Origin of the sequence: Halomonas alkalicola, assembly GCF_030704205.1 — a bacterium.
Lineage (GTDB): Bacteria > Pseudomonadota > Gammaproteobacteria > Pseudomonadales > Halomonadaceae > Halomonas > Halomonas alkalicola.
Genome location: NZ_CP131913.1, coordinates 254,628 through 274,386, shown reverse-complemented (window position 1 = coordinate 274,386; position 19,759 = coordinate 254,628). Strand labels below are relative to the sequence as shown.

Genomic DNA, 19,759 nt, shown 5'->3' with positions numbered 1-19,759 from the left:
TCAGTGTGTTCCGCCAAGAACCTGATCCAAGGGAGCCATCCGCTATGGGTGAAAGCCTATCCACCTGGACGCCCTCGTGCAACGGCTCTGTCCGTGTCGAGCTGAGCGGCCACCGCACCACCAGCGACAGCGGCGCTTTGTTGCTGCGTGAAGCCCTCGACAACAGCGGCGTGATTGAGGCGCTCGAAGACAACCTGGTCGATCCGCGTCACCCGCTGCGTATCCGCCACTCCCTGGCCAGTCAGCTACGCACCCTGGTGCTGCAGCGCGCGATGGGCTGGATCGATCTCAGCGATACCGACACGCTGCGCCGTGACCCGCTCTCTGGCAGTTGGCCTGTAGCGACGCGCGCGGGACGACGCCATTGGCGCAGGACCGGCCGTCTCAAGCCACGCTGTCGCGGCTGCTGACCTGCCTCGGCCGCAACGACAACATCGATGCCGTGCACGAAGGCCTGCTGCGGCTGGTGCTCTGGCGCCTGACCTCGCTGAAGAACGGCGAGCGCCCCAAGCAGCTGACGCTGGACATCGACGGCCTGCCGATCGAGGTCCACGGTCACCAAGGTGGCTCGGCCTACCATGGCCTTTACGGTACCCGCATCTACTCGCCGCTGGTCGCCTCGCTGGCCGAAACAGGCGACATGGTCGGTGGCCTGCTACGCGAGGGCAACGCCGGCCCGGCTGAGAATGCCGATACATGGATCCCCCATCTGGTGACGCGGCTCAACGAGAGCACTGGCGCCCAGGTTCGGGTGCGCATCGATGCCGGATTCACCGACAACGACACGCTGGAGGCGCTGGAAGAGCGCGACATCGAGTATCTGGGCCGGTTACGCAGCCACAAGGGCCTGCAAAAATTGGCGGCGCCCTACCTGAAGCGGCCCCGCGGCCGACCGCCTGAACAGCCTCGAGAATGGTGCCATGACCTTGAGTACCAAGCCGGTTCCTGGCCGGCACCACGGCGCGTCGTGCTGGTCGTGCAGGAGCGCCCCGATGACCTGCTGCTGCATGCCTTCTTCCTGGTCACCAACCTCAGCAAGTTCGACTGGCCGCCAGAGAAGGTCCTAGCACTCTATCGCAAGCGCGGCAGCGCCGAGGCGCACATGGGCGAAGTGAAGTCGGCGCTCGACGTGCACCTCTCGTCGACCGATCGCGGCGCCTCCACCGTTCAGGACGTGATGGCGCGCAACGAGGTGAGCTTGCTGCTCAGTCTCTACGCCTACCAGGTCCTGCATGGCCTGCGCTGCCTCCTGGAGCGGCAAACCCGACAAGGCTGGAGCCTGAGCCGGATGCGCGAGCAGGTGCTCAAGGTCGCCGCCACGCTGAGGCTGCACGCTCGGCGAATCACCGTTCATCTGGGTGCCGCCGCCGACAAGTGGTGGCCGACGCTGCTGAAGGGGCTACCGAAGCTGACCGCACTGAGCTGACGCTCCTGCGAGACCACCACAGCATCAGAAAGCGAGCGACCGGAGCGGCGGTCGGCGATCACGGCTGCTTGGACGGCCGCCATTGATTCCAAAGAGCTATAAGTAAGTAGGAAAAGGGCTGCGTTCTGGCATTACTCAACAGCCACTCGCGCTGAAGAGGCGAATCCTGATAAGCAATGCCAACAGCCAGTACCTTCAGACCGCTCAATCAGCGCCCTCGTGAATAAGGCGGGGTAACGGCAAGAGGATGAGCCAGACGGCCATGCAGAAGCCATGGGCCTCTGTTCGCAAGCTGGGTGGATTGCCAGATGATCTGCTGCTCTACAGCCTGCGCCACAACTTCGCGAGCCAGCTCGTCATGGCCGGCGCCGACATTCTGACCGTCTCCAAGCTGATGGCACACAGCAGCATCGAGACAACGATCAAGTTCTATGCCCACCTGGCGCCAGATCACAAGCGCGATGCCGTAGAGCTGTTCGCTCGGAAGGCCGCAGGGCAGGGGGCCGGCACCAGTGACGCAGCAGCCGAGGTGGGCGAGTCGTTGACGCTTGTGCGATAGCTGGCCGCAACGACAGCGCCGAGCTTGCGGCTGCGCCGACAATACCTTAAACTTATGAAAACTTATGACCTATCAAGTGCAGTGGACGCTGAAGGCCACAAAGCAGGCTAGGAAGATACCGAAGCCCGACCAGAAAAGAATCGTGGACAGTGTGGGCGAGCTAAGCGACTGGCCGGGCTGCATGGCTACCAAGGACATCAAGCTGTTGAAGCACCACCAGCACAACTACCGGCTCCGCGTTGGCCGATATCGCGTGCTGTTCGACGTAGAGACCGGGCTGCGCGTGGTGTCCATCGAGGAGGTGAGAAAGCGTGATGAACGCACCTATTGATTATCGCATCAGCGAGGAGGCGGGCCGTCGCTATGCCGTCGTGCCCCTGGAGCAGTTCACTGAACTGGTGGAGCAGGCCGGCGAGGTGGAGGCCCTGACCTTGCCGCATGAGATCGTCAGCCGGAACCTGACCGACGAGGTGCCGCTACTTCGCTGCTGGCGCGAGTATCTGGGCATGACTCAGGCTGACCTGGCCGCGCGCATAGGGGTGTCGCAAGCCCAGGTCGCGCAGTGGGAGCGCCCGGACGCCAAGCCGCGGCATACCACTCTGAAGAAGCTGGCGGCCGCCATGGGTATCCATGTGCAACAGCTTACTCTCGACGACTGACTCTGTTACACGGTAGGCACTGCCCCCCCTTGGTTGGCTAAGGCCGATCACCTGAAAGCGTTGGCACTCCACCACGCTCGCCAGCCATATTACTGGAGTAAGCGCGAGGAGTAGCGCGATGGCCCTTTCACCTTGGCATGTTGCCAGCCATCTTCACTGCCATGATGTTGCAAGCTTGCTGGCCGATGACATTCCTGATGAATATGAGGAATGGCGTCGGGCCATTTTTAATGCAGCCCACCTCGGTGAGCTCAAGCCATATCGCGTTATGGAACATGCCCCTAAGCCTGGAATAAAGCTCAGGGGTGAAGAGCTAATGCTATCGGATTGCTCTTGGCAGCCGAGAGATGTGGATGACACCTCCTGGCACTTGGCTCTTGCTGATCGTGTTCAGCTGACATTTGAGCGCCAAGAGATCTACCGCTGGCTGAAATCGACGGGAGCAACCGATGGTGACATTCCCGAGGCGCTGCGAGCCAAGCACGCTAATGCAATGGAACGTGCTCAGCAGCAAGATAGGCCGCTGCACGCAAGACGTCGGCATACCTACCTGACATTGATTGAGGCTCTAGCACTGGAGGCTATGGATGGTGTGATCCCAGATCAGCCCTACAAGGCTGCTATCACCCTTCAAGCCATTCTGGAGCGACGTGGACTGAAGTTGGACAAAGATCCGATAGCCGACACCATCAAGGAAATACAGGCCATCAGGGAGGATCGAGCGACCGAAGGATCCTGATTCGACATACTCCCACCTAGAATCTAAAAGGAACGCTGTCCGCTCCATTTGGAACCTACCTAGCTCTGCTTAGCTGACCATCGGTGCACCCCAATCAACGAGGATGCACCGATGCGCACCACCAGCAACGCCGCTGCTATTCTGGCCAATGCTCTGGCCCGCTACCGCGACGGCTTCGACCCGGCACTGATCGAACTCCCCGAGTCTGCCGTCTTTCCCCATCTGATCCCCGCACAACCTTCCACTGTGCGCAAGTCCCGCGTCACCGGCAGCTTGTTGGGCAAGCCAACGCCGCCCTTCGTGAAGCGTGGTCGAGCGATCCGCTACCGCCTCAGCGATGTGCTCGCCTGGCTGGCGGATGGCAATGCTGTGGGGAGCACCGCCGCCGCGAGTCGTTTCGGGGAGGGGGGGCAATGACTTCCTACGCAACCAGCATCGTTCGATTCGACTACTATGGCCAGCTCGTGTTGTTCAACAACAATGGCTGGATCAATGCCACCGAGGCGGCCCGGAATTTCGGGAAACGGCCTAATGACTGGTTCGGCTTGTCTTCTACTGCCGAGTACATCGAAGCCCTTGAGCGCCGACTGGGCATTACCAGGAAATCTGGTAATGGTCTTGTGGAGGTCTGGCGAGGTGGCAGGTAGTGTCCCGTCAAGTGGTGTAACAGCGGGTGAGGCCACCGCGGCCTTCGCTGACTGTTACGCCGCCTCCTCGTGAATCAATTGTTCGGTGCCTGCCTCAGTCGCCTCCTTGAGCACCGGGGCCAGGCTCTCCAGGCTCAGGTACCGGCGGCTGACTTGCCATTCATCGTTCTGCTCCAGCAGTACCGCTCCGACCAGGCGCGTCACCGACGCGTTGTTGGGGAAGATCCCGACGACGTTGCTGCGCCGTTTGATCTCCTTGTTCAGCCGCTCCAAGCAGTTCGTGGACGCCAACTTCGGCCAGTGATCTTTCGGGAAGGCCATGAACGCCAGCACGTCCTCCTCGGCGCTATCCATGCAGTCCGCCGCCTTGGCGAAGCGCTCACGCAGGCTGTCGGCCACCTGCCGCCACTGGCGCGTCGCTGCGGCTTGATCCGGCTGGGCAAAGGCCGTGCGCACCGCCGCCGAGATCGCTGGCTGGTGGGCCTTAGGGACCTGCGAGAGCACGTTGCGCATGAAGTGCACTCGACAGCGTTGCCAGCCCGCCCCAGTCAGTACCGTCGCGATCGCCTTTTTCAGCCCCTCGTGAGCGTCGGAGATGACCAGGCGAGTGCCCTTCAGCCCCCGGGCCACCAGCGAGCGTAGGAACGCCGTCCAGAAGCCCTCCGTCTCAGCCGGACCTGCGGAGAGGCCCAGCACCTCACGGTAACCGTCCTGATTCACCGCCGTGGCCACCACCACCGCCTGGCTCGCTACCGGGCCGTGCTCTCGACTCTTGATATAGGTCGCGTCGAGCCATACGTAGGGCCAGTGCCCCTCCAGCGGCCGCTCCAGGAAGCTCTGGACGCGCTCATCGATCGAGGCGCACAGTCGGGAGACCTGCGACTTGGAGATCCCGGTCATCCCCATGGCCTGGACCAGCTCGTCGACCTTACGAGTGGAGATGCCCTGCACGTAGGCCTCCTGCACCACCGCCGTGAGCGCTTGCTCGCTCATCCGCCGCGGCTCGAGGAAGCCGGGGAAGTAGCTGCCCTGGCGGAGCTTGGGGACCTTGAGATCCACTCGGCCCATACGCGTCTCCAACGGCCGCTCCCGGTAGCCATTGCGCCGGTTGACCCGCTCCTCGGAGCGCTCGTGGCGATCGGCCCCGCACAGCTCGGCCACCTCGTGCTCCATCAGCTCCTGGAGCATGAAGGCCAGCGTCTCACGCAGGAAGTCCGGTGCCACCGCTCGCTTTTCAAGCAGCTCCGTCAGTGCCATGCTCTTGTTGGTCATCGTGGGGTTCCTTCGGTTGGTTGCGTGTTTGGCGACTTGCAACTTTATCGAAGGCCCATGGTGACCTCATCCTCCCGTCTGAATTACACCTCTTCCCGGGACGTTACCAGGTGGCAAGTCTCCTGGCACGTGGCTACACCCCAAGCTGGCCGTTGCTTTCGCCCGCTGGCTGTCCATGGACTTCGCTGTCTGGTGCGACATGCAGATCGATGCTGTGATCCACGGCCCTCAGGACGGCTGGCAGCATCTCCGAGACGCTGCGGCCATCGGCTATCAAGGAATGTGCGATGCCTTGAGTCTGACTCGGGAAGCCCAGGGAAAGCAGTCATCCCGCCATCACTTCATGAATGAGTCTCGCCTGATCAATAGCATTCTTTTCGGCGAGCCTACGGAACGCGACCGGGACACGATGACCCCTTCAGACCTCCGTTTGGTGGCCATGACCGAACAACGGAACATTTTTTTGTTGGGGCAAGGAATGAGCTTCCAAGAGCGTAAGCAGGCCTTGGCCGAGTACGTAGAGCATCACCTGAGGCCTCGGCTGTCATGGCGAGGTGAGAAATGCGGGTAAAAAAAGAAGCCCCGACACAGCAGCTTCTGGTATCGAGGCATCATTCCTGATTGAGCCCATGGATGATAGCCCAGACCTTCAGCAGATAGCCAGCAACATGACGGCCCTCGCATGTGGAGCCGCACTGCCAGGAGTTAAGCTCAAGTCTTGTGTATGGAGGGAAGTAGAGAGGGTGGCGTATCCTGCTGATTGATCACGCCAGATCACAACCAGCATAGGATGGATACGCCATGAGCAATTCTACTCTCCAAGCCGTGACGCAGCCAGACGCCGGCGCTACTGATCCGTTGCATGAGTTGCTGCGCAAAGGGGCCCGAGACCTGATCGCCAAGGCCGTGGAGGCGGAGTTGAGTACGTTCTTGGAGCTATATGCCGACAAGACGCTGGAAGACGGCCGTCGAGCCGTGGTGCGCAACGGCTATCTTCCCGAACGAACGGGTACAGACTGGCATCGGCGACGTTGCGGTCAAGGTCCCCCGGGTCCGTGACCGCAGCGGTGACGGGATCACCTTCAGCAGCGCGCTGCTGCCGCCCTATCTGAAGCGGGCCCGCAGCATTGAGGAGCTGATCCCCTGGCTCTACCTGAAGGGGGTCTCCACCGGCGACTATCAGGAGGCGCTGGCGGCGTTGCTGGGCGACCAGGCCAAGGGACTGTCGGCCAACACCGTGTCTCGCCTCAAGAAGCAGTGGGAGGACGAGCATGCCGACTGGCAAAAGCGTGACCTGGCAGACCAGCGTTACGTCTACTGGTGGGCAGACGGCGTGTACAGCAACGTGCGCTTGGATGACCGTCTGTGTCTGCTGGTGATCATCGGCGTCACCGAGCAGGGCCGCAAGGAGTTGGTCGTCGTCGAGGATGGGCAGCGTGAGTCAGAGGCCAGCTGGAAAGAGCTGCTCACGGGGCTACGCGAGCGCGGGCTGACGACGGCCCCCAAGCTAGCGGTTGGCGACGGCGCCATGGGCTTCTGGGCGGCGTTGAGCAAGGTCTATCCAGAGACCGAGCACCAGCGCTGCTGGGTCCACAAGACTGCCAACGTATTGAATAAACTGCCTAAATCCGTGCAGCCCAAGGTCAAGGCCGACCTCCATGAGATCTGGATGGCCGAGACCCGCGATGAGGCGCACAAGGCTTTCGATCGCACGGTGAAACGCTTCGAGGCCAAGTACCCCAGAGCCATGGAGTGCCTGGCCAAGGATCGGGAGGAGCTGCTGGCGTTCTATGACTACCCGGCAGAACACTGGGTGCATATCCGCACCACCAACCCGATCGAATCGACCTTCGCCACGGTCCGCCTGCGGAGCAAGCGCAGCCGGAACTGCGGCTCCAGAGCGACGACCCTGGCGATGGTCTTCAAGCTGCTTCAGAGCGCCCAGAAGCGCTGGAAGCGGATCAAGGGGTTCAACAAGCTGGAGCTGGTCGTGAACAACGTCCAGTTCAAGGACGGCGAACCCTTGACCGATCAGTCAGACAGGACTGCCGCCTGACCTGCCGTACACAGGATTTGACAATAACTCCACTGCCAGTGGGACTATAGCATGGCCAGAAAGAAGTATAGGGTGAATTGGGGGCCTGCCGGTGCCTTCACGCTGCCTCGGCTCCTGATGGCTCACGAAGATTTCCGCGAGCTCTCCGGCTCGGCTATGAGGGTGCTGATGGCGCTGGGCTATCAGCACAATGGCCGAAATAATGGAGATCTCTCTGCCACGCACAAGACTATGGAGGCGTGGGGCGGCATGTCTCACACTACGCTCGCCAGGGCGCTCAGAGAGCTGCAAGAGCGCCTGTTAATGGCCAAGTAAAGTGACCCAGTACTGGCCAACGCTTTTGACCCACCCCCGAGGTGGCAGCGCTGCCACCATCCACCTACCGTGTCGGCTCAGCCAAGGGTCGGGACGGAGATGTGAAGGACTGGGGAATGATTCACAAGATCAAAGCGTTAGTGCGCCAGGCGAAGCCTGGTCATCCGGGAAACCGAGGAGGTGGAAAGGATGAGATGAAACCCAGTGGGTGTAAGTCCCATCCGGCCAAGGTTAGCCACCAGCCGGTAGCGAGTCTTGCGTGGCGTCGGGCAACCGCCGCTGCGAAGCGTAGACAGCGAGTGGATAGGCCGTGTGATTGAGCACCGAAATTGATGTGTCGTGGTTGCCGACAGCGTTAATGCTCTGGAAGGCTACACGGAACCGCTGTAAGGCTTGGCGGGGACGGACCACCGGTGTCGAAGAGCAGGGCATGTCCATACAGGGGTTTCCCAGGAACCTGGGAGGCCCGCCTTTCTCCCCCGAAAGGCAATGGAACAGGCATGGGGCTGCCTGCGGAGAAAGCTCCCGGTCCGGTGCTGTGGTGCCTGGCGGCACCGGAAGCGAACCCCAGGCACTCAGGGGGTACGGCCAGGCGACCATCAGGAGCCAGCCGGAGGGAAGGGCGGGAGTCGGAGTCGCTCATAGTACCGACGAAGGCGGGGAACCGACTCGACGGGACCCGTTGGAGGGAAGGGGCGGCCAATCATCAGAACTGCATGAGGGCAACATGACAGGTGCACAGGAACCTGAGGTCATGTCCACGAAACAAGTGCGGATAGCAGCGCTGGCAGAGCGCTTCCCGCAGCGTGCCTTCACGTCACTGGCGCATCATATCGACGCCCAGTGGCTGAAGACGGCCACCCTGATGACGCGCCATGACGGTGCGGTCGGGATTGATGGCCAGACGGCGGACGACTTCGTGCGCGACTTCGAGGCCAACATCCAGCGGCTGCTGGAGGACGCCAAGAGCGGTCGCTACAAGGCGCCGCCGGTGCGGCGTGTCCACATCCCCAAGGGAGATGGGCGCACCACACGGCCGATCGGTATTCCTACCTTCGAAGACAAGGTCCTGCAGCGTGCCGTGGTTGCCGTGCTGGAGCCGCTCTACGAGCACGACTTTCTGGACTGTTCGTACGGCTTTCGGCCGGGCCGCTCAGCGCATCAGGCCATCAAGACGGTGTGGGGCGGCCTGTCGTCGATGGGAGGTGGCTGGGTCATCGACCTGGACATCAAAGCCTTCTTCGACACGATCGACCACCAGCACCTGCGTGCGTTTCTGCAGCAACGAGTGAAGGACGGCGTGATCCTCCGCCTGATCGGCAAGTGGCTCAAGGCCGGGGTATTGGACGCCGGGCAATGGCAGAAGGGCGAGATAGGCAGCCCACAAGGGGGTGTGATTTCCCCCCTGCTGGCGAATGTCTACCTCCACTACGTGCTGGATGAGTGGTTTGAGCAAGACGTCAAACCACGCCTGCGCGGACGGGCATTCTCGGTGCGCTTCGCCGATGATGCCGTGCTCGCCTTCAGCAACGAAGCTGATGCCCGCAAGGTGCTGGAGGTACTGGCCAAGCGCTTTGCGCGCTTCGGCCTTACCCTGCACCCGACCAAGACTCGGCTGGTACGGTTTCGGCCACATCGCGAGCTACGGGCCGAGACCTTCGACTTCCTGGGCTTTACCTATTACTGGGGGAAGTCCCTGCGTGGACGCTGGATCATCAAGCAGAAAACGGCCAAGGACCGGTTCAAGCGAGGCCTGAAGCGAATTTCGCTGTGGTGCCGAGCCAACCGCCACCTGCCCCTGCGTGATCAGCACCGCCAACTCTGTCGAAAGGTTATGGGGCACTATGCGTACTACGGGATAACCCACAACATCGAGTCTCTGCAACGCTTCCAATACAGGGTTCAGACAACCTGGATCAAGTGGCTCAGGAGGCGATCGCAGAGAGGATGGTTCCCGTGGGAGAAGGCAAGGCAACTGTTGCTGACACTCCCGTTACCGCGAGCGAGAATCGTGCACCGAGCGTCCTTCGTGTGAACCTGACGGTTGAGGAGCCGAGTGCGTCAATCGCGCACGCTCGGATCTGTGGGGGGCCGGGACGAGCAATCGCCCGGTCTACCCGACCACGACGACGGACAGGGCCTGTCGATCCGTGCCATCGGACAGGAGCTGGGCATCTCCCGCAACACCGTCCGCAAGTACCTGCGTCAGGACGAGGCGACCATCGAGGCGGCGCAGTCGAACCGCGAGCGCGAGAAGAAGCTCGACGCCCACCGCGACTACATCGTCTACCTGCTGCGCACCTTTCCCCGGCTGAGCAGCGTCAAGGTGGCCCGCAAGCTGCGCGAGAAGGTCGGCGAGCTGGCGGTCTCGGAGCGGACCCTGCGTCGCTACGTGCAGCAGGTGAAGAGCACGGTGGCCAGCCGGCAGCGGCGCTACTACGAGCCGGTGCTCGACATGGTGCCAGGGGTGCAGTGCCAGGTGGATCCAGGCGAGCTGCGCGAGGTGATGATTGGTGGCGAGTCGCGCCCCCTGTACTTCGTGGTGTTCGTGCTCTCTTACTCGCGCCTGACCTATGTCGGCGTCAGCCTGTCGCCGCTCGATACCGCCACCTTCATCCGCCTGCACGATGAGGCCTTCCGCTACTTCGGTGGCCTGCCCGAGGAGTGCGTCTACGACCAGACCAAGATGGTGGTGATCAGCGAGCAGTTCCGCGAGCTGGAGGTGAACCAGCGCTTCCACGAGTACGCCACCACCGCCGGTTTCCGAATCCGCGCCTGCTGCGGCTACGACCCGGAGAGCAAGGGCAAGGTCGAGGCTGGGGTGAAGTATGCCAAGCAGGATGCCTTCTATGGCGAGGTGTTCCGCGACGAGGCCGACCTGCGCGCTTACGTGCGGCAGTGGCTCGACGAGGTCGCCAACGTGCGCACTCATGGCACCACCGGCCAGCAGCCGAGGGCCCACTTCGACGCTGAGGAGCGGGGCCACCTGCGCCCCTACCTGACCCCGGCCTGCGTGGGCCGCGAGGCCGACGGCCTGGCCCCGCGCCGGGTCGACAAGACCGGGCTGATCGCCTGGAAGGCCAACAAGTACTCGGTGCCGATGGCCTACCAGCAGGGTCGCGTCGGGGTCCGGGAAGTGGACGACCGCCTGGCGATCCACGATCTGGAGAGCGGCGACGAGATCGCCACCCATGCCCTGCACCTGGGCAAGGGCCGCACGCTGCGCAACGAGAGCCACTACCGTGACCACCGTCAGCAGGAGGCGGAGCTTGAGGGAGCCATCGCCCGCTGCCTTGGCACGTCGCTGGGGGAACAGCTCTGTGCGCGCCTGCGTGCCTCCATGCCGCGCCACTACAAGGAGCAGCTGCGCGCCGCCAAGCAGCTGCTGGAGGGCGAGGACACCCTCGATCTGGCGCTGATCGGCGACTGGGTCACCCGGGAGCGCCTCACCGCCGGTGGCCTCAAGGAGCGGCTGGCAGCGGCGCGGCTCGCCAAGGCGCGGGGCCGGGATCATGAGGGCGACGCTCCCATCGGCCCGAGCACGACACCGGTGGAGCTGGCTCAGTACGGGCGACTTGGCCGCTCCAGCGGCCAGCAGGAGGTGACCCATGGGGCAGCTTGAGCTGACCGCCGGGCGCTACCGTAGCCTGCGCCTGGGCGCCATCGCCGGCGACCTCACCGCGCTGCTGGCCCAGGCCGAGGCCAACGAGGTTTCCTACCTGGCCTTCGCCGACATGCTCGTCGAGCACGAGCGCCAGACCCGCGAGGCCAAGCGCATCGACCTCTACCGGCGCCAGGCTGGGTTCCCCAGCGACAAGCGGCTGGAGGGGTTCGACTACCGGCACCAGACCACCATCACCAAGCGCCAGATCAACGCCCTGCTGGACTTCGCCTTCCTCGATAACCGCGAGAATCTGGTGTTCATCGGCCCACCGGGGGTGGGCAAGACCCACCTGGCGATCGGTATCGGGCAGAAGGCCATCGAGGCCGGCTACCGGGTGCTGTTCCGCAACGCCCTGGACCTGGTCGAGGAACTGGAGCTGGCGGAGATGAAGGGCGAGCTGAAGAAGACGCTGCACAAGCTCGCCAAGGTCGACGCCCTGGTGATCGATGAGCTGGGCTACCTGCCGATGAGCCGGCAGGCGCGCTACGCACTGTTCCAGCTGATCAACCGGTTCTATGAACACCGCTCGCTGATCATCACCACCAACAAGGACTTCACCAGCTGGGGGGAGTTCTTCCACGACGACAACGTGGCGGTGCCGATCGTCGACCGGATCATCCACCACTCGCACCTCTACCTGCTCGGCGGGGAGAGCTACCGGCTGAAGCAGAAGACGCTCAGCTGACGATCATGGGTGGGTCAAAACTAATGACCACTGGTGGGTCACTTCTGATGGCCATTGACAGCGCCACCTGATCATCAAGACTAGGGACGCCCTTGTAGGCCGCCAGGGAGCCCGCTGTGCCCTCTATGCCCTGGCTTGGGAGCCAATAGATGACTGTGGCGGTAAATTGGATGTCGCCCCAACCATTGTGGCGCGGAGGAGCTTGAGCAAGGCGTGAGTTTCGATCTTTACCGCCTCCAAAAAGTAGAGACTGGCGCTCCAATTAATGGAGCATTCGAGGTTCTCTAGTGTTGCTTCGCCGTGAGACGCTCCAATTAATGGAGCCTTGGAATCGATTTCGGCCTTTTCCTGGCTCCAAAAAATGGAGACCTTTATAAGTTACCAGGTAAGTAGGTGTTATGACGTTGGTCTCCAGTCTTCCGGGTAGGCTCTGGATGAACAGCCTATCGAGAGATCACAGCGAGTGTGCTTTTTGTGGCTAATATTCGAGGTGATATGAGCGACAAAACGTTTTGTCGCTCATACATGAGCGGCAACGAGAGATTCGCTGAACACGATTTCGGGCGCCGTACCATCAACCGGTATAGCGGCCAGGGCCAGCCGGGCACCGGAGCCAGCGAGAGTCATGGCATGACGCTGACCGGCCCGGAGGTGAGCCTGCTCAGGGTAGAGCAGTACCACCGACAGGCACCTATAGGCCGTGGCGTAAGCGGTTAGCTGGTAGAGGTCTGTCGCGGAGAGCGCAGCCAGTGGGTCGGGCCCCTCGATGCGCTTCCACTTGGTGTCCAGGATGACCACCGGCCGCCTGGACTCGTTCAGCAGGCTGATATCCGGCCTCATCAGGAGTCGGCCGCGGCCGCTTTCCTCGTGGCCTAGATGTCGCCGCGGCCCCTGCTCGATCAGTTTGAGCCCCTGACGACGCGCCAGCGGGCGCAGGCGGCTCGCGGTGTAGCGTTCGAAGAGACGGTTCATGTCGAAGAGCAGGCTGAAGGCTTGCTGGCGCCCGGAGCGGGCATCCAGGAACTGGCCGTCCAGGAAGAGGTGGGCCAGCGCCACCAGCGGGGCGTAGCGGCTCTGCATCCGGTTGAGCTGCTCGGCAGTGGGACCGCGCTCGTGGGGTGCCAGGGTACCGACCTCGCCGAAGCGCATGCGCAGGGCGTGGAGCTGCTGGGCGAGCAGGGGGCTGGTGGCGAGCGAGATCACCAGCCGCAGTGCGGAGTGCAGCAGCCGGTTGACCGGGATGTCGGCGACCAGCTCGCTGTAGCGGCAGGCCAGGCGCTGGGGCTTGAAGAGGTTTTCGCGCTGCTGGCGCACCAGGTCGATGCGGCCGCGCACCTGGTCCAGGGTGTCGTCGATGTCTCGGTAGTCGCGCAGCAGCCCCTGCTGCAGCTGTCGCTCCAGGAGGTGGGCGAAGTGCCGGATGAAGAGATCCAGCAGGTTGGTGCGGCTGGTGGCAAGCCCGGCGCCGAGCCTCTCGACGCCCTCCAGGTCCCCGGCGCAGGCCAGCATGGTGAGCAGGGTGTCGCGCTGCTGGGCCTCGGTCTGGTAGGGCGTGAGCTTGGGCAGCACCTCCACTTGCAGGCCATCCACCTGTACCACGCCGCAGAACTGGGTGAACTTGACCCGTCGATGACCCCACTGAAGGCAGCCAGGTGGTAGGATGCCCTCGGCGGCAGCCAGGGCCTCCGCTTCGTGTGATGCCAGGTCGCGACCCTCTCCGACCTCCAGCCAACCATGCTCATAGGCGGTGAGCTGCCTCATGCCTCGCCTTCCAGTGACTCGTAGATCTTCCTGATGGCGTCGGCGCTGATCTCGTCTGGCGACTTGACGCGGTAGTCGGGGCGCTCCGGCAGCAGGTCGTCACTCCCGGGGAAGAGCCGGGCCGGGTCAAGGGGCTCCGCGATGATCAGCTGCTGCTCCCCATCGGCGCCCTCGTCGGCTAACACGCGGCGAATCTGTCGCCAGTCGTCGTAGAAGTACTCAGCGAGCATGGGGATGATGTCGTAGACCATCACCCGGCGAAGGGCCTCGAGGTCCTTCACCTCGGTGAAATAGGCATGGCCGAAGGTCTGGTCGCGGTGGAGTAGGTAGCGCAGGCGTAGGTTGATCGCCTCCAGCAGGGCACGCAGGTTGAGGAGCCCACCTTCGCCGTCGGGGATGTAGCCGTCCCCCTGGCTGCCGGGAATCAGCTTTGGCTCTGGCATGAGCTCCTGAAAGTGGAAGCGCCGGCGCAGGGCGGCATCCATCAGGGCGATGGAGCGGTCGGCGGTGTTCATGGTGGCGTAGATATCGAGGTTCTTGGGCACCCCGAAGCGCTCGCCGGAGTAGGGCAGCACCAGCTCGAAACCTCCCACCAGTTGGCCGTCCTCGTCCCACCAGGCGCGCTTGTCGGTCTCGATCAGGGTAATCAGCTCGCCGAAGATCCGTGAGATGTTGCCGCGGTTGATCTCGTCAATGAATAGCGCATAGCGCTGGTGCGGGTCTTGGCTGGCCCGTTGGCAGAATGCCTTGAAGAGGCCATCGCGCACCTCATAGCTGATGCCGCCGTCCTCGGTGGTCTGTGGTCGGATACCCTCGACGAAGTCCTCGTAGCTGTATGACTGGTGGAAGGTCACCGTCAGGTGGCGCCTGATGCGTGCGTCGTCGCTGGCAGGGCCCTGCCTGAGCTGAGCGAGTCTCGCGCGCAGTCCCTCGCCGGTCTCTTCCCAGTCACCAGTGAGCACCCAGTGGCCGCCGGGCTGCTTGTCGAAGATCAGCGGTGGCTGGCGCTTCTCCTGAGCATAGTTAACGGTAGTGGACTCCAGCACCGTATGGATCTGGAGGGCTCCCCAGCAGGTGGCCCGTAGGTTGGGGCTGTTGGGCCGCCCCTGCACCCGGGCCTTGGCCTTGAAGTAGGGATGGATGAGAAGGTCATTGACGGTGGCATTGCCGCCCAGGTCTGCCAGCGCCAGCGCAATGGCCTCCCACCAGGCGGTGTTGGCCAGCTGCTCCTCCAGCCACTCGCCGGTAGGCGCTTTCTTGGCCTCGCTCTCGTAGCGAGGCATCAGGTGCTTCTGCAGATGGTACGTCTTGCCGGTGCCGGGCGGGCCGTAGAAGATCGTGTTGACCGGGCGGGCAATCTGGATAGCCTGCTGCTTGGGAGACTCGGCTCTGTCGGTGGAGACCTTCACCGGCGGTAGCTTCTCCCACAGCTTGCCGATCAGCTTGGCCGAGAGCGACTTGATCTCGATGCCTGAACCCTGGGGTGACCAGTTCTGCCCATCGGTGGTGCCGGCCAGGAGGTCGGCCATGCTGATGTAGGCGTCCACGTCGGGATCACGCAGATCGGTAAGCGTGATATCGACTAAGCGGGCCGTCTCGCCGTTGGCGGCACGCTCGGTGTCGTAGTGATCATCGTCGTAGGGAGCCGAGGCGATATTGCCCCGCGCGATCAGCCCGCGAGGCTCCTGCCCCACCCGCACCAGATAGAAGGTGTCGCCCTCGCGGGGTTGGGTAGAGGCGGTGCGCCAGGGGAGGGTGACGTTCTCGCCGCCGGCGATCTTCATGCGGTCGTCCTGGTAGGACTTCCAGGGCCAATGCTTCGGATTCCAGGCCATCAGCCAGGTGCCGGGGGAAGGGCGCCACTGCTCGAGCCAGGGGGTATCGTAGAAGTCCACCTCGGTGCCGTGTTCCTGCTCCAGGCGCTGACGCAGGGCCAGCAACGCCTGGTCGACCTCCGGCTCCGAAAGCTGGCGGAGTCGGTGCTTCGAGAGCCCCTCGAAGGACTCCAGAATCTTTTCCTTGTCGAGACTGACGGAGATGTACTCGAAGCTGTCCGGGAAGAGCAGGTAGTTGAGTATGTGGGGCAGCTGGCGGATGCCATCGCGGCGCACGGTGGCCATCCAGTCAGCAAAGGCCCAGGGATCCTGTGCCTGGCGCTGCTGTTGATCGGCAGGCATCGACTTGAAGGCGCGCAGCAGGTCGATCAGGAAGACCAGCTCGCGCCAGCGGTGGGTGTTGAAACCGGTGCCGGTGCTGCCCACACCGGCAAGGCTTGGGTCGTCGAGACAGGGTGCTGACTCGGGGAGGGCCTCCCCGCTCAGCTCCCAGATCTCCATCACCATGCGCCGTTTGGTGTCGGGCTTGATGTTGCTCGAGAAGAGCAGCAGCAGCCAGTTGAGCTCCGCCATCAGCTGGATGGCCGCGGGGGAGCTGTCGGCCAGCTGCAGCGAGAGCTTGTGAACATAGCTGTCGCCGCCCTCGATGGGGTTCTGGGTGAAACGGCGGTCCAGCTCCTCGAGGTTGTCGAGGGTCCAGAGCTGCTTGTCGCTGAAGAGGCTGCCGTCCTGAAGCAGGCAGGTCTCCTTCCAGCGCTGGGCAGCGGCGAGCAGGTACTTGGTTTCGTGCTGGTGGCTATAGCGGCTCACGTCCTTGTTCCTTCCAGTCCTTGATGAGTTGAATACAGCGGCTCAGGTCATCTCTAACCTCGTAGACCCAGAAGCGCTTGACGTCCCAGCCGAGCTCGAAAAGCCGCTGATTACGCATCTGATCACGACGACACAGTTCGCCGGTCCAGTTTCGGTGATAGCGCTCGCCATCGACCTCGATGTTCAGCTTTCGATCACCAACGAAGAGGGCAAAGTCGAGGTCGTACTTCTCGACCTTGTACTGGGGAATGGCGCGGATTCCGGCCTGGTAGAGGGCGCGATAGAAGAGGCGCTCCCAGTCGGAGACTCGTTCGGGGTTGCTGACAGCAGGGTATTCCGGGCCGAGATCCTGTTGCCCCTGCTCCTGGTCCCGCTCGGACTGCTGTTGGAGCGCCTGGGAGTAGCTCGCGAAGCGCTCGAGATAGTCGATACCGCAGCGTGAGCAGGCCGTCAGGTCGCCTACCACCACCAGCATGCCCCGGGCCCGGGTGATGGCGACGTTGAACAGGTTCGGAGTGTTGCGCATGAAGCCGAGGGCGCCGTTGCTGATGCCGCTGGCGACCACCGGCGAGAAGATCATCAGGTCGCGTTCATCGCCCTGGAACTTATGCACGGTATCCACCAGGAAGTCATGCGCGGGGAGACGAGCGGCCAATACCTCGTCGGCGTTGACCACCTTGCGGATCAGGTTGGCCTGGGATCGAAACGGCGAGACAACGCCGATCGAGCCGCGATAGCCACGTTCCAGCACCAGCTCTTTGATCTCGGCCGCAATCTGCCTGGCCTCGGACAGATTCTCGGCGCCTCCGATGGGTGGACGTGTGGCCTGACCCTGAACATTGACCCAGCGAATCCCTGGTTCCTTGAGGCTAGGACGCACCAGGTTGTCATAGCGAGTGGCGACGCGGAGCCTTCCTTCATAGAACTCGCGGTTGGAGAACTCGATGATGTCGTTGTGGCTGCGGTGGTGGTCGCGCAGGTTGACGATGTCGCTGCCTTCCACCAGGCCGGCAGCCAGGTCAAATAGCGAGTTGTAGGAGTAGGCCCAGTGGGCGAACTCGGCGATCAGCCCGTGTTTTTCCAGCAGCTGCTGATCCTGACCGCGCTGCAGGCCGCTGATGTGGGAGAGCTGCTTGGGGTCGCCGATCACCACCGCCTGCTTGGCGCGATAGAGCAAGGGCAGGGCAGAGGCGATGTCGCACTGGCTGGCCTCATCGAAGACCACCAAGTCGAAGAAACCCGGCTCGAACGGGATCTTGCCCCTGGCCGAAAGCGCCGTGGTAGCCCAGCAGGGGAGTAGGTGCGCGGCCTGCTGGAAGAGCGACCGGTACTGCTTGCCTACCTCGCGAGAGAGCTGACTGTCGGGCCCGGTATCCATCACCATCTTGAGCAGGGAGTGGTAGCGGTTCAGCTTCTGGCGATCCTCTTTGCTGAGCGATGCCGGCTGGTTGACCAGCCAGGCCCGCCAAAGGGTGAAGGCATTGTCGGAGAGGGCGCGGATCCACTGCATCTGCTCCAAGCTGATCTCTTCGAGACTCTTGGCGCTCTGCAAGGCCTGAAGCGCATCGAAATACTCGCAGGCATGCTCGACTAGTTCGAGGCGGCTGCTGAGGGCTCCTGCGTAGGCTCGCCACTCGGCAAGGCTGGCTTCATCGGCGCGTATTGCCGGGTGCTGGAGCCCCAGCGTCTCGATATCGGACGGCAGTTGTCTTGCCGCATGCGCCAGCTGGTCCAGTCGCTCGCGCTTCTTGAAGGCCCACAACAGGCGCGGCAACAGTGGCTGCTGGTCCTTGCTGGCACCGTGAATTGCATCACGCAGTCGCCTGCTGGCGCCGATGAGGGGCTCCAGTTCGAGATGCCGCATGCCCTTGAACTGGCTGCGTGAAAGTTCCTGACGCACCTGCTCGGCAGCCTGCTCCAGGGCATCGACCTGATTGCGCAGGCTGATAAGCTGCTGGGTATCCTTGTCGAGCTGAATCAGTCGCTCCTCGATGCGCCGGTGCGACGTGTAGGCCTCGCGGTAGTTTTCCTGATCCTCGGCGGTGGCCGTGGTCGAGAGCATCGAGAGCAGATATTCAGCGAGCCGGGTCTGGTACTGCTGGGAGCCTACCCGTAGCAAGATCGGGCGGGGCCCGAGGCTGTTGACGCGGGTTTCCACAACGTCCACGGCCTTGTTGTTCTTGCTGGCGAATAACACGCGCTTGCCCTGCCAGGCCGCATTGATCAGCAGGTTGGTCACCACCTGCGATTTACCGGTGCCGGGTGGGCCGGTGACGATGGTCAGCTTGTTGGTCAGCGCCTGCTGGATGGCCTGGCGCTGCTCGGTATTGAGTGGCAGCACCTCGATCAGGGGCCGTTGTTCGGTGCCGGGTGAGGACTCCACTGTGCCTTTCAACCAGTCGCTGAGGGCCGAGCCCTGGTAGCGTCCTTCCGCCAGCTGTGCCAGCTGTTTGAGCTCGGACTCGAGCCCCTGGGTGAAGGGTGAGCGCTCGGCCATGACCAGCATGGCACGGTTGTAGAGGCCACCCTGCTGGGCCTCGGCCAGAGCCGGTGTGTCACCCAGCTGCTGGGGGTCGATCGCTTCCACCCAGAGCCACTCGGGGCGGATGGCCTGGAGACGAAGGGTCAGCTCATCGAGATCGGGGGGCTCGAACTGACCGGTCAGACCGAGCTCCTCTTCCAGCTGCACCAGCTCTTCCATCAGCGCCTCGCGCTGCGTGCGGGTCAGGAATTGCAGTGCCTTGTGGTTTAGGATCGGAAAGCCGGCCTGAAGCATCGGCTGGCTTCCGGGCCCGTTGTTGAGCTCGACCGGGTAGAGGAACAGGGGCTCGACGAAGAACCCGCGCCAGCCCTTCGCTGACTGGTGAGGCCGCAGCAGGGTGGGATAGCCGAAGAATACCTCCATGCGACCCTTGTCGTTGCGCCTCCGGGACAGCAGGTCGCGGGCGGCGGGCTGCTGGAAGATATCGTCATACTGGGGGAGCTGCGAGAGCTCCGCATAGTCCGGCTTGCCGAACTTGTCGTAGGCGAAGATGGAGACGCCGCGCTCATCCTGCCCCATGCAGGCGAGATAGTAGCGCGCCAGCCTGGACAGATCGGTATCGGAGTACTCGCTGGCCGGCGTCGAGGTCCGTGGTGCCTGTTGTTTTGGATACCAACGGTATTGGCTGTCCTGGTAGAGGGTGTCGCGCAGCAGGCTGTAGAGCAGGCCGTTGACCTGCTTCTTGTCACAGCCGATGCGCTCGGCGATCTCCCGGCCGAGAAGCCCAGGTTCCTGTTCGAGAACCTGTAAGATGCGTGAAGCGAGTTCCTGCGTGCTCATGGTTATCAG

At 62.9% G+C, this 19,759-nt stretch carries 14 protein-coding genes and 2 pseudogenes; 12 read left to right on the top strand and 4 right to left on the bottom strand.

Features of this window, described 5'->3' with window-relative positions:
* Positions 1–5 precede the first annotated feature (5 nt).
* The 7 genes and pseudogenes from B6N23_RS01375 to B6N23_RS01345 all read left to right on the top strand — a co-directional run bounded on the left by B6N23_RS01375 (position 6) and on the right by B6N23_RS01345 (position 4,030).
* Positions 6–1,426: pseudogene (locus tag B6N23_RS01375) on the top strand (IS1380 family transposase).
* 247 nt (positions 1,427–1,673) lie between these two features.
* On the top strand, positions 1,674–1,985 hold the full coding sequence (locus B6N23_RS01370) for a tyrosine-type recombinase/integrase (protein ID WP_305501440.1): 312 nt from the start codon (positions 1,674–1,676) through the stop codon (positions 1,983–1,985).
* Between the two features lie 64 nt (positions 1,986–2,049).
* Positions 2,050–2,316, top strand: coding sequence for a type II toxin-antitoxin system RelE family toxin (locus B6N23_RS01365; RefSeq protein WP_305501438.1), 267 nt, complete (start codon positions 2,050–2,052; stop codon positions 2,314–2,316).
* On the top strand, positions 2,300–2,644 hold the full coding sequence (locus B6N23_RS01360; RefSeq protein WP_305501436.1) for a helix-turn-helix transcriptional regulator: 345 nt from the start codon (positions 2,300–2,302) through the stop codon (positions 2,642–2,644). The genes B6N23_RS01365 and B6N23_RS01360 overlap by 17 nt, the downstream gene beginning before the upstream one ends.
* Positions 2,645–2,762: 118 nt before the next feature.
* On the top strand, positions 2,763–3,383 hold the full coding sequence (locus B6N23_RS01355) for a hypothetical protein (protein WP_305501433.1): 621 nt from the start codon (positions 2,763–2,765) through the stop codon (positions 3,381–3,383).
* A gap of 111 nt (positions 3,384–3,494) precedes the next feature.
* A complete protein-coding gene (locus B6N23_RS01350; protein WP_305501431.1) occupies positions 3,495–3,800 on the top strand; it encodes a MerR family transcriptional regulator in 306 nt (101 codons plus the stop codon).
* Positions 3,797–4,030: a KilA-N domain-containing protein gene (locus B6N23_RS01345; protein ID WP_305501430.1), complete on the top strand. Its 234-nt coding sequence runs from the start codon at positions 3,797–3,799 to the stop codon at positions 4,028–4,030. Before B6N23_RS01350 ends, B6N23_RS01345 begins: the two co-directional genes overlap by 4 nt.
* Positions 4,031–4,084: 54 nt before the next feature.
* Here B6N23_RS01345 and B6N23_RS01340 read toward each other — a convergent pair whose 3' ends face one another.
* Complete coding sequence (locus tag B6N23_RS01340; protein WP_305501427.1) at positions 4,085–5,302, bottom strand: IS256 family transposase; 1,218 nt, start codon at positions 5,300–5,302, stop codon at positions 4,085–4,087.
* 82 nt (positions 5,303–5,384) lie between these two features.
* Here B6N23_RS01340 and B6N23_RS01335 point away from each other — a divergent pair, with 82 nt between their 5' ends.
* The 5 genes and pseudogenes from B6N23_RS01335 to istB all read left to right on the top strand — a co-directional run bounded on the left by B6N23_RS01335 (position 5,385) and on the right by istB (position 12,022).
* Positions 5,385–5,873: a KilA-N domain-containing protein gene (locus tag B6N23_RS01335; protein ID WP_379687576.1), complete on the top strand. Its 489-nt coding sequence runs from the start codon at positions 5,385–5,387 to the stop codon at positions 5,871–5,873.
* A 230-nt stretch (positions 5,874–6,103) separates the two neighbouring features.
* Positions 6,104–7,358 (top strand): annotated as a pseudogene (locus B6N23_RS01330) (IS256 family transposase).
* A gap of 1,042 nt (positions 7,359–8,400) precedes the next feature.
* Positions 8,401–9,708, top strand: a complete 1,308-nt coding sequence (gene ltrA / locus B6N23_RS01325) for a group II intron reverse transcriptase/maturase (RefSeq protein ID WP_305501424.1) — start codon at positions 8,401–8,403, stop codon at positions 9,706–9,708.
* A gap of 48 nt (positions 9,709–9,756) precedes the next feature.
* The gene (gene istA / locus B6N23_RS01320) at positions 9,757–11,295 is read left to right on the top strand and encodes an IS21 family transposase (protein ID WP_305503910.1); all 1,539 of its coding nucleotides are present in this window, start codon (positions 9,757–9,759) and stop codon (positions 11,293–11,295) included.
* Positions 11,282–12,022, top strand: coding sequence for an IS21-like element helper ATPase IstB (gene istB / locus B6N23_RS01315; protein WP_305501416.1), 741 nt, complete (start codon positions 11,282–11,284; stop codon positions 12,020–12,022). Before istA ends, istB begins: the two co-directional genes overlap by 14 nt.
* 519 nt (positions 12,023–12,541) lie before the next feature.
* Here istB and B6N23_RS01310 read toward each other — a convergent pair.
* The 3 genes from B6N23_RS01310 to B6N23_RS01300 are packed head-to-tail and all read right to left on the bottom strand — an operon-like array spanning position 12,542 to position 19,750.
* Positions 12,542–13,783, bottom strand: coding sequence for an McrC family protein (locus B6N23_RS01310; protein WP_305501414.1), 1,242 nt, complete (start codon positions 13,781–13,783; stop codon positions 12,542–12,544).
* Positions 13,780–16,428: an McrB family protein gene (locus tag B6N23_RS01305; protein ID WP_305501411.1), complete on the bottom strand. Its 2,649-nt coding sequence runs from the start codon at positions 16,426–16,428 to the stop codon at positions 13,780–13,782. The genes B6N23_RS01310 and B6N23_RS01305 overlap by 4 nt, the downstream gene beginning before the upstream one ends.
* Positions 16,415–19,750 (bottom strand): AAA domain-containing protein, encoded by a 3,336-nt coding sequence (locus tag B6N23_RS01300; RefSeq protein WP_305501409.1) that lies wholly within the window; start codon positions 19,748–19,750, stop codon positions 16,415–16,417. Before B6N23_RS01300 ends, B6N23_RS01305 begins: the two co-directional genes overlap by 14 nt.
* Positions 19,751–19,759 lie beyond the last annotated feature (9 nt).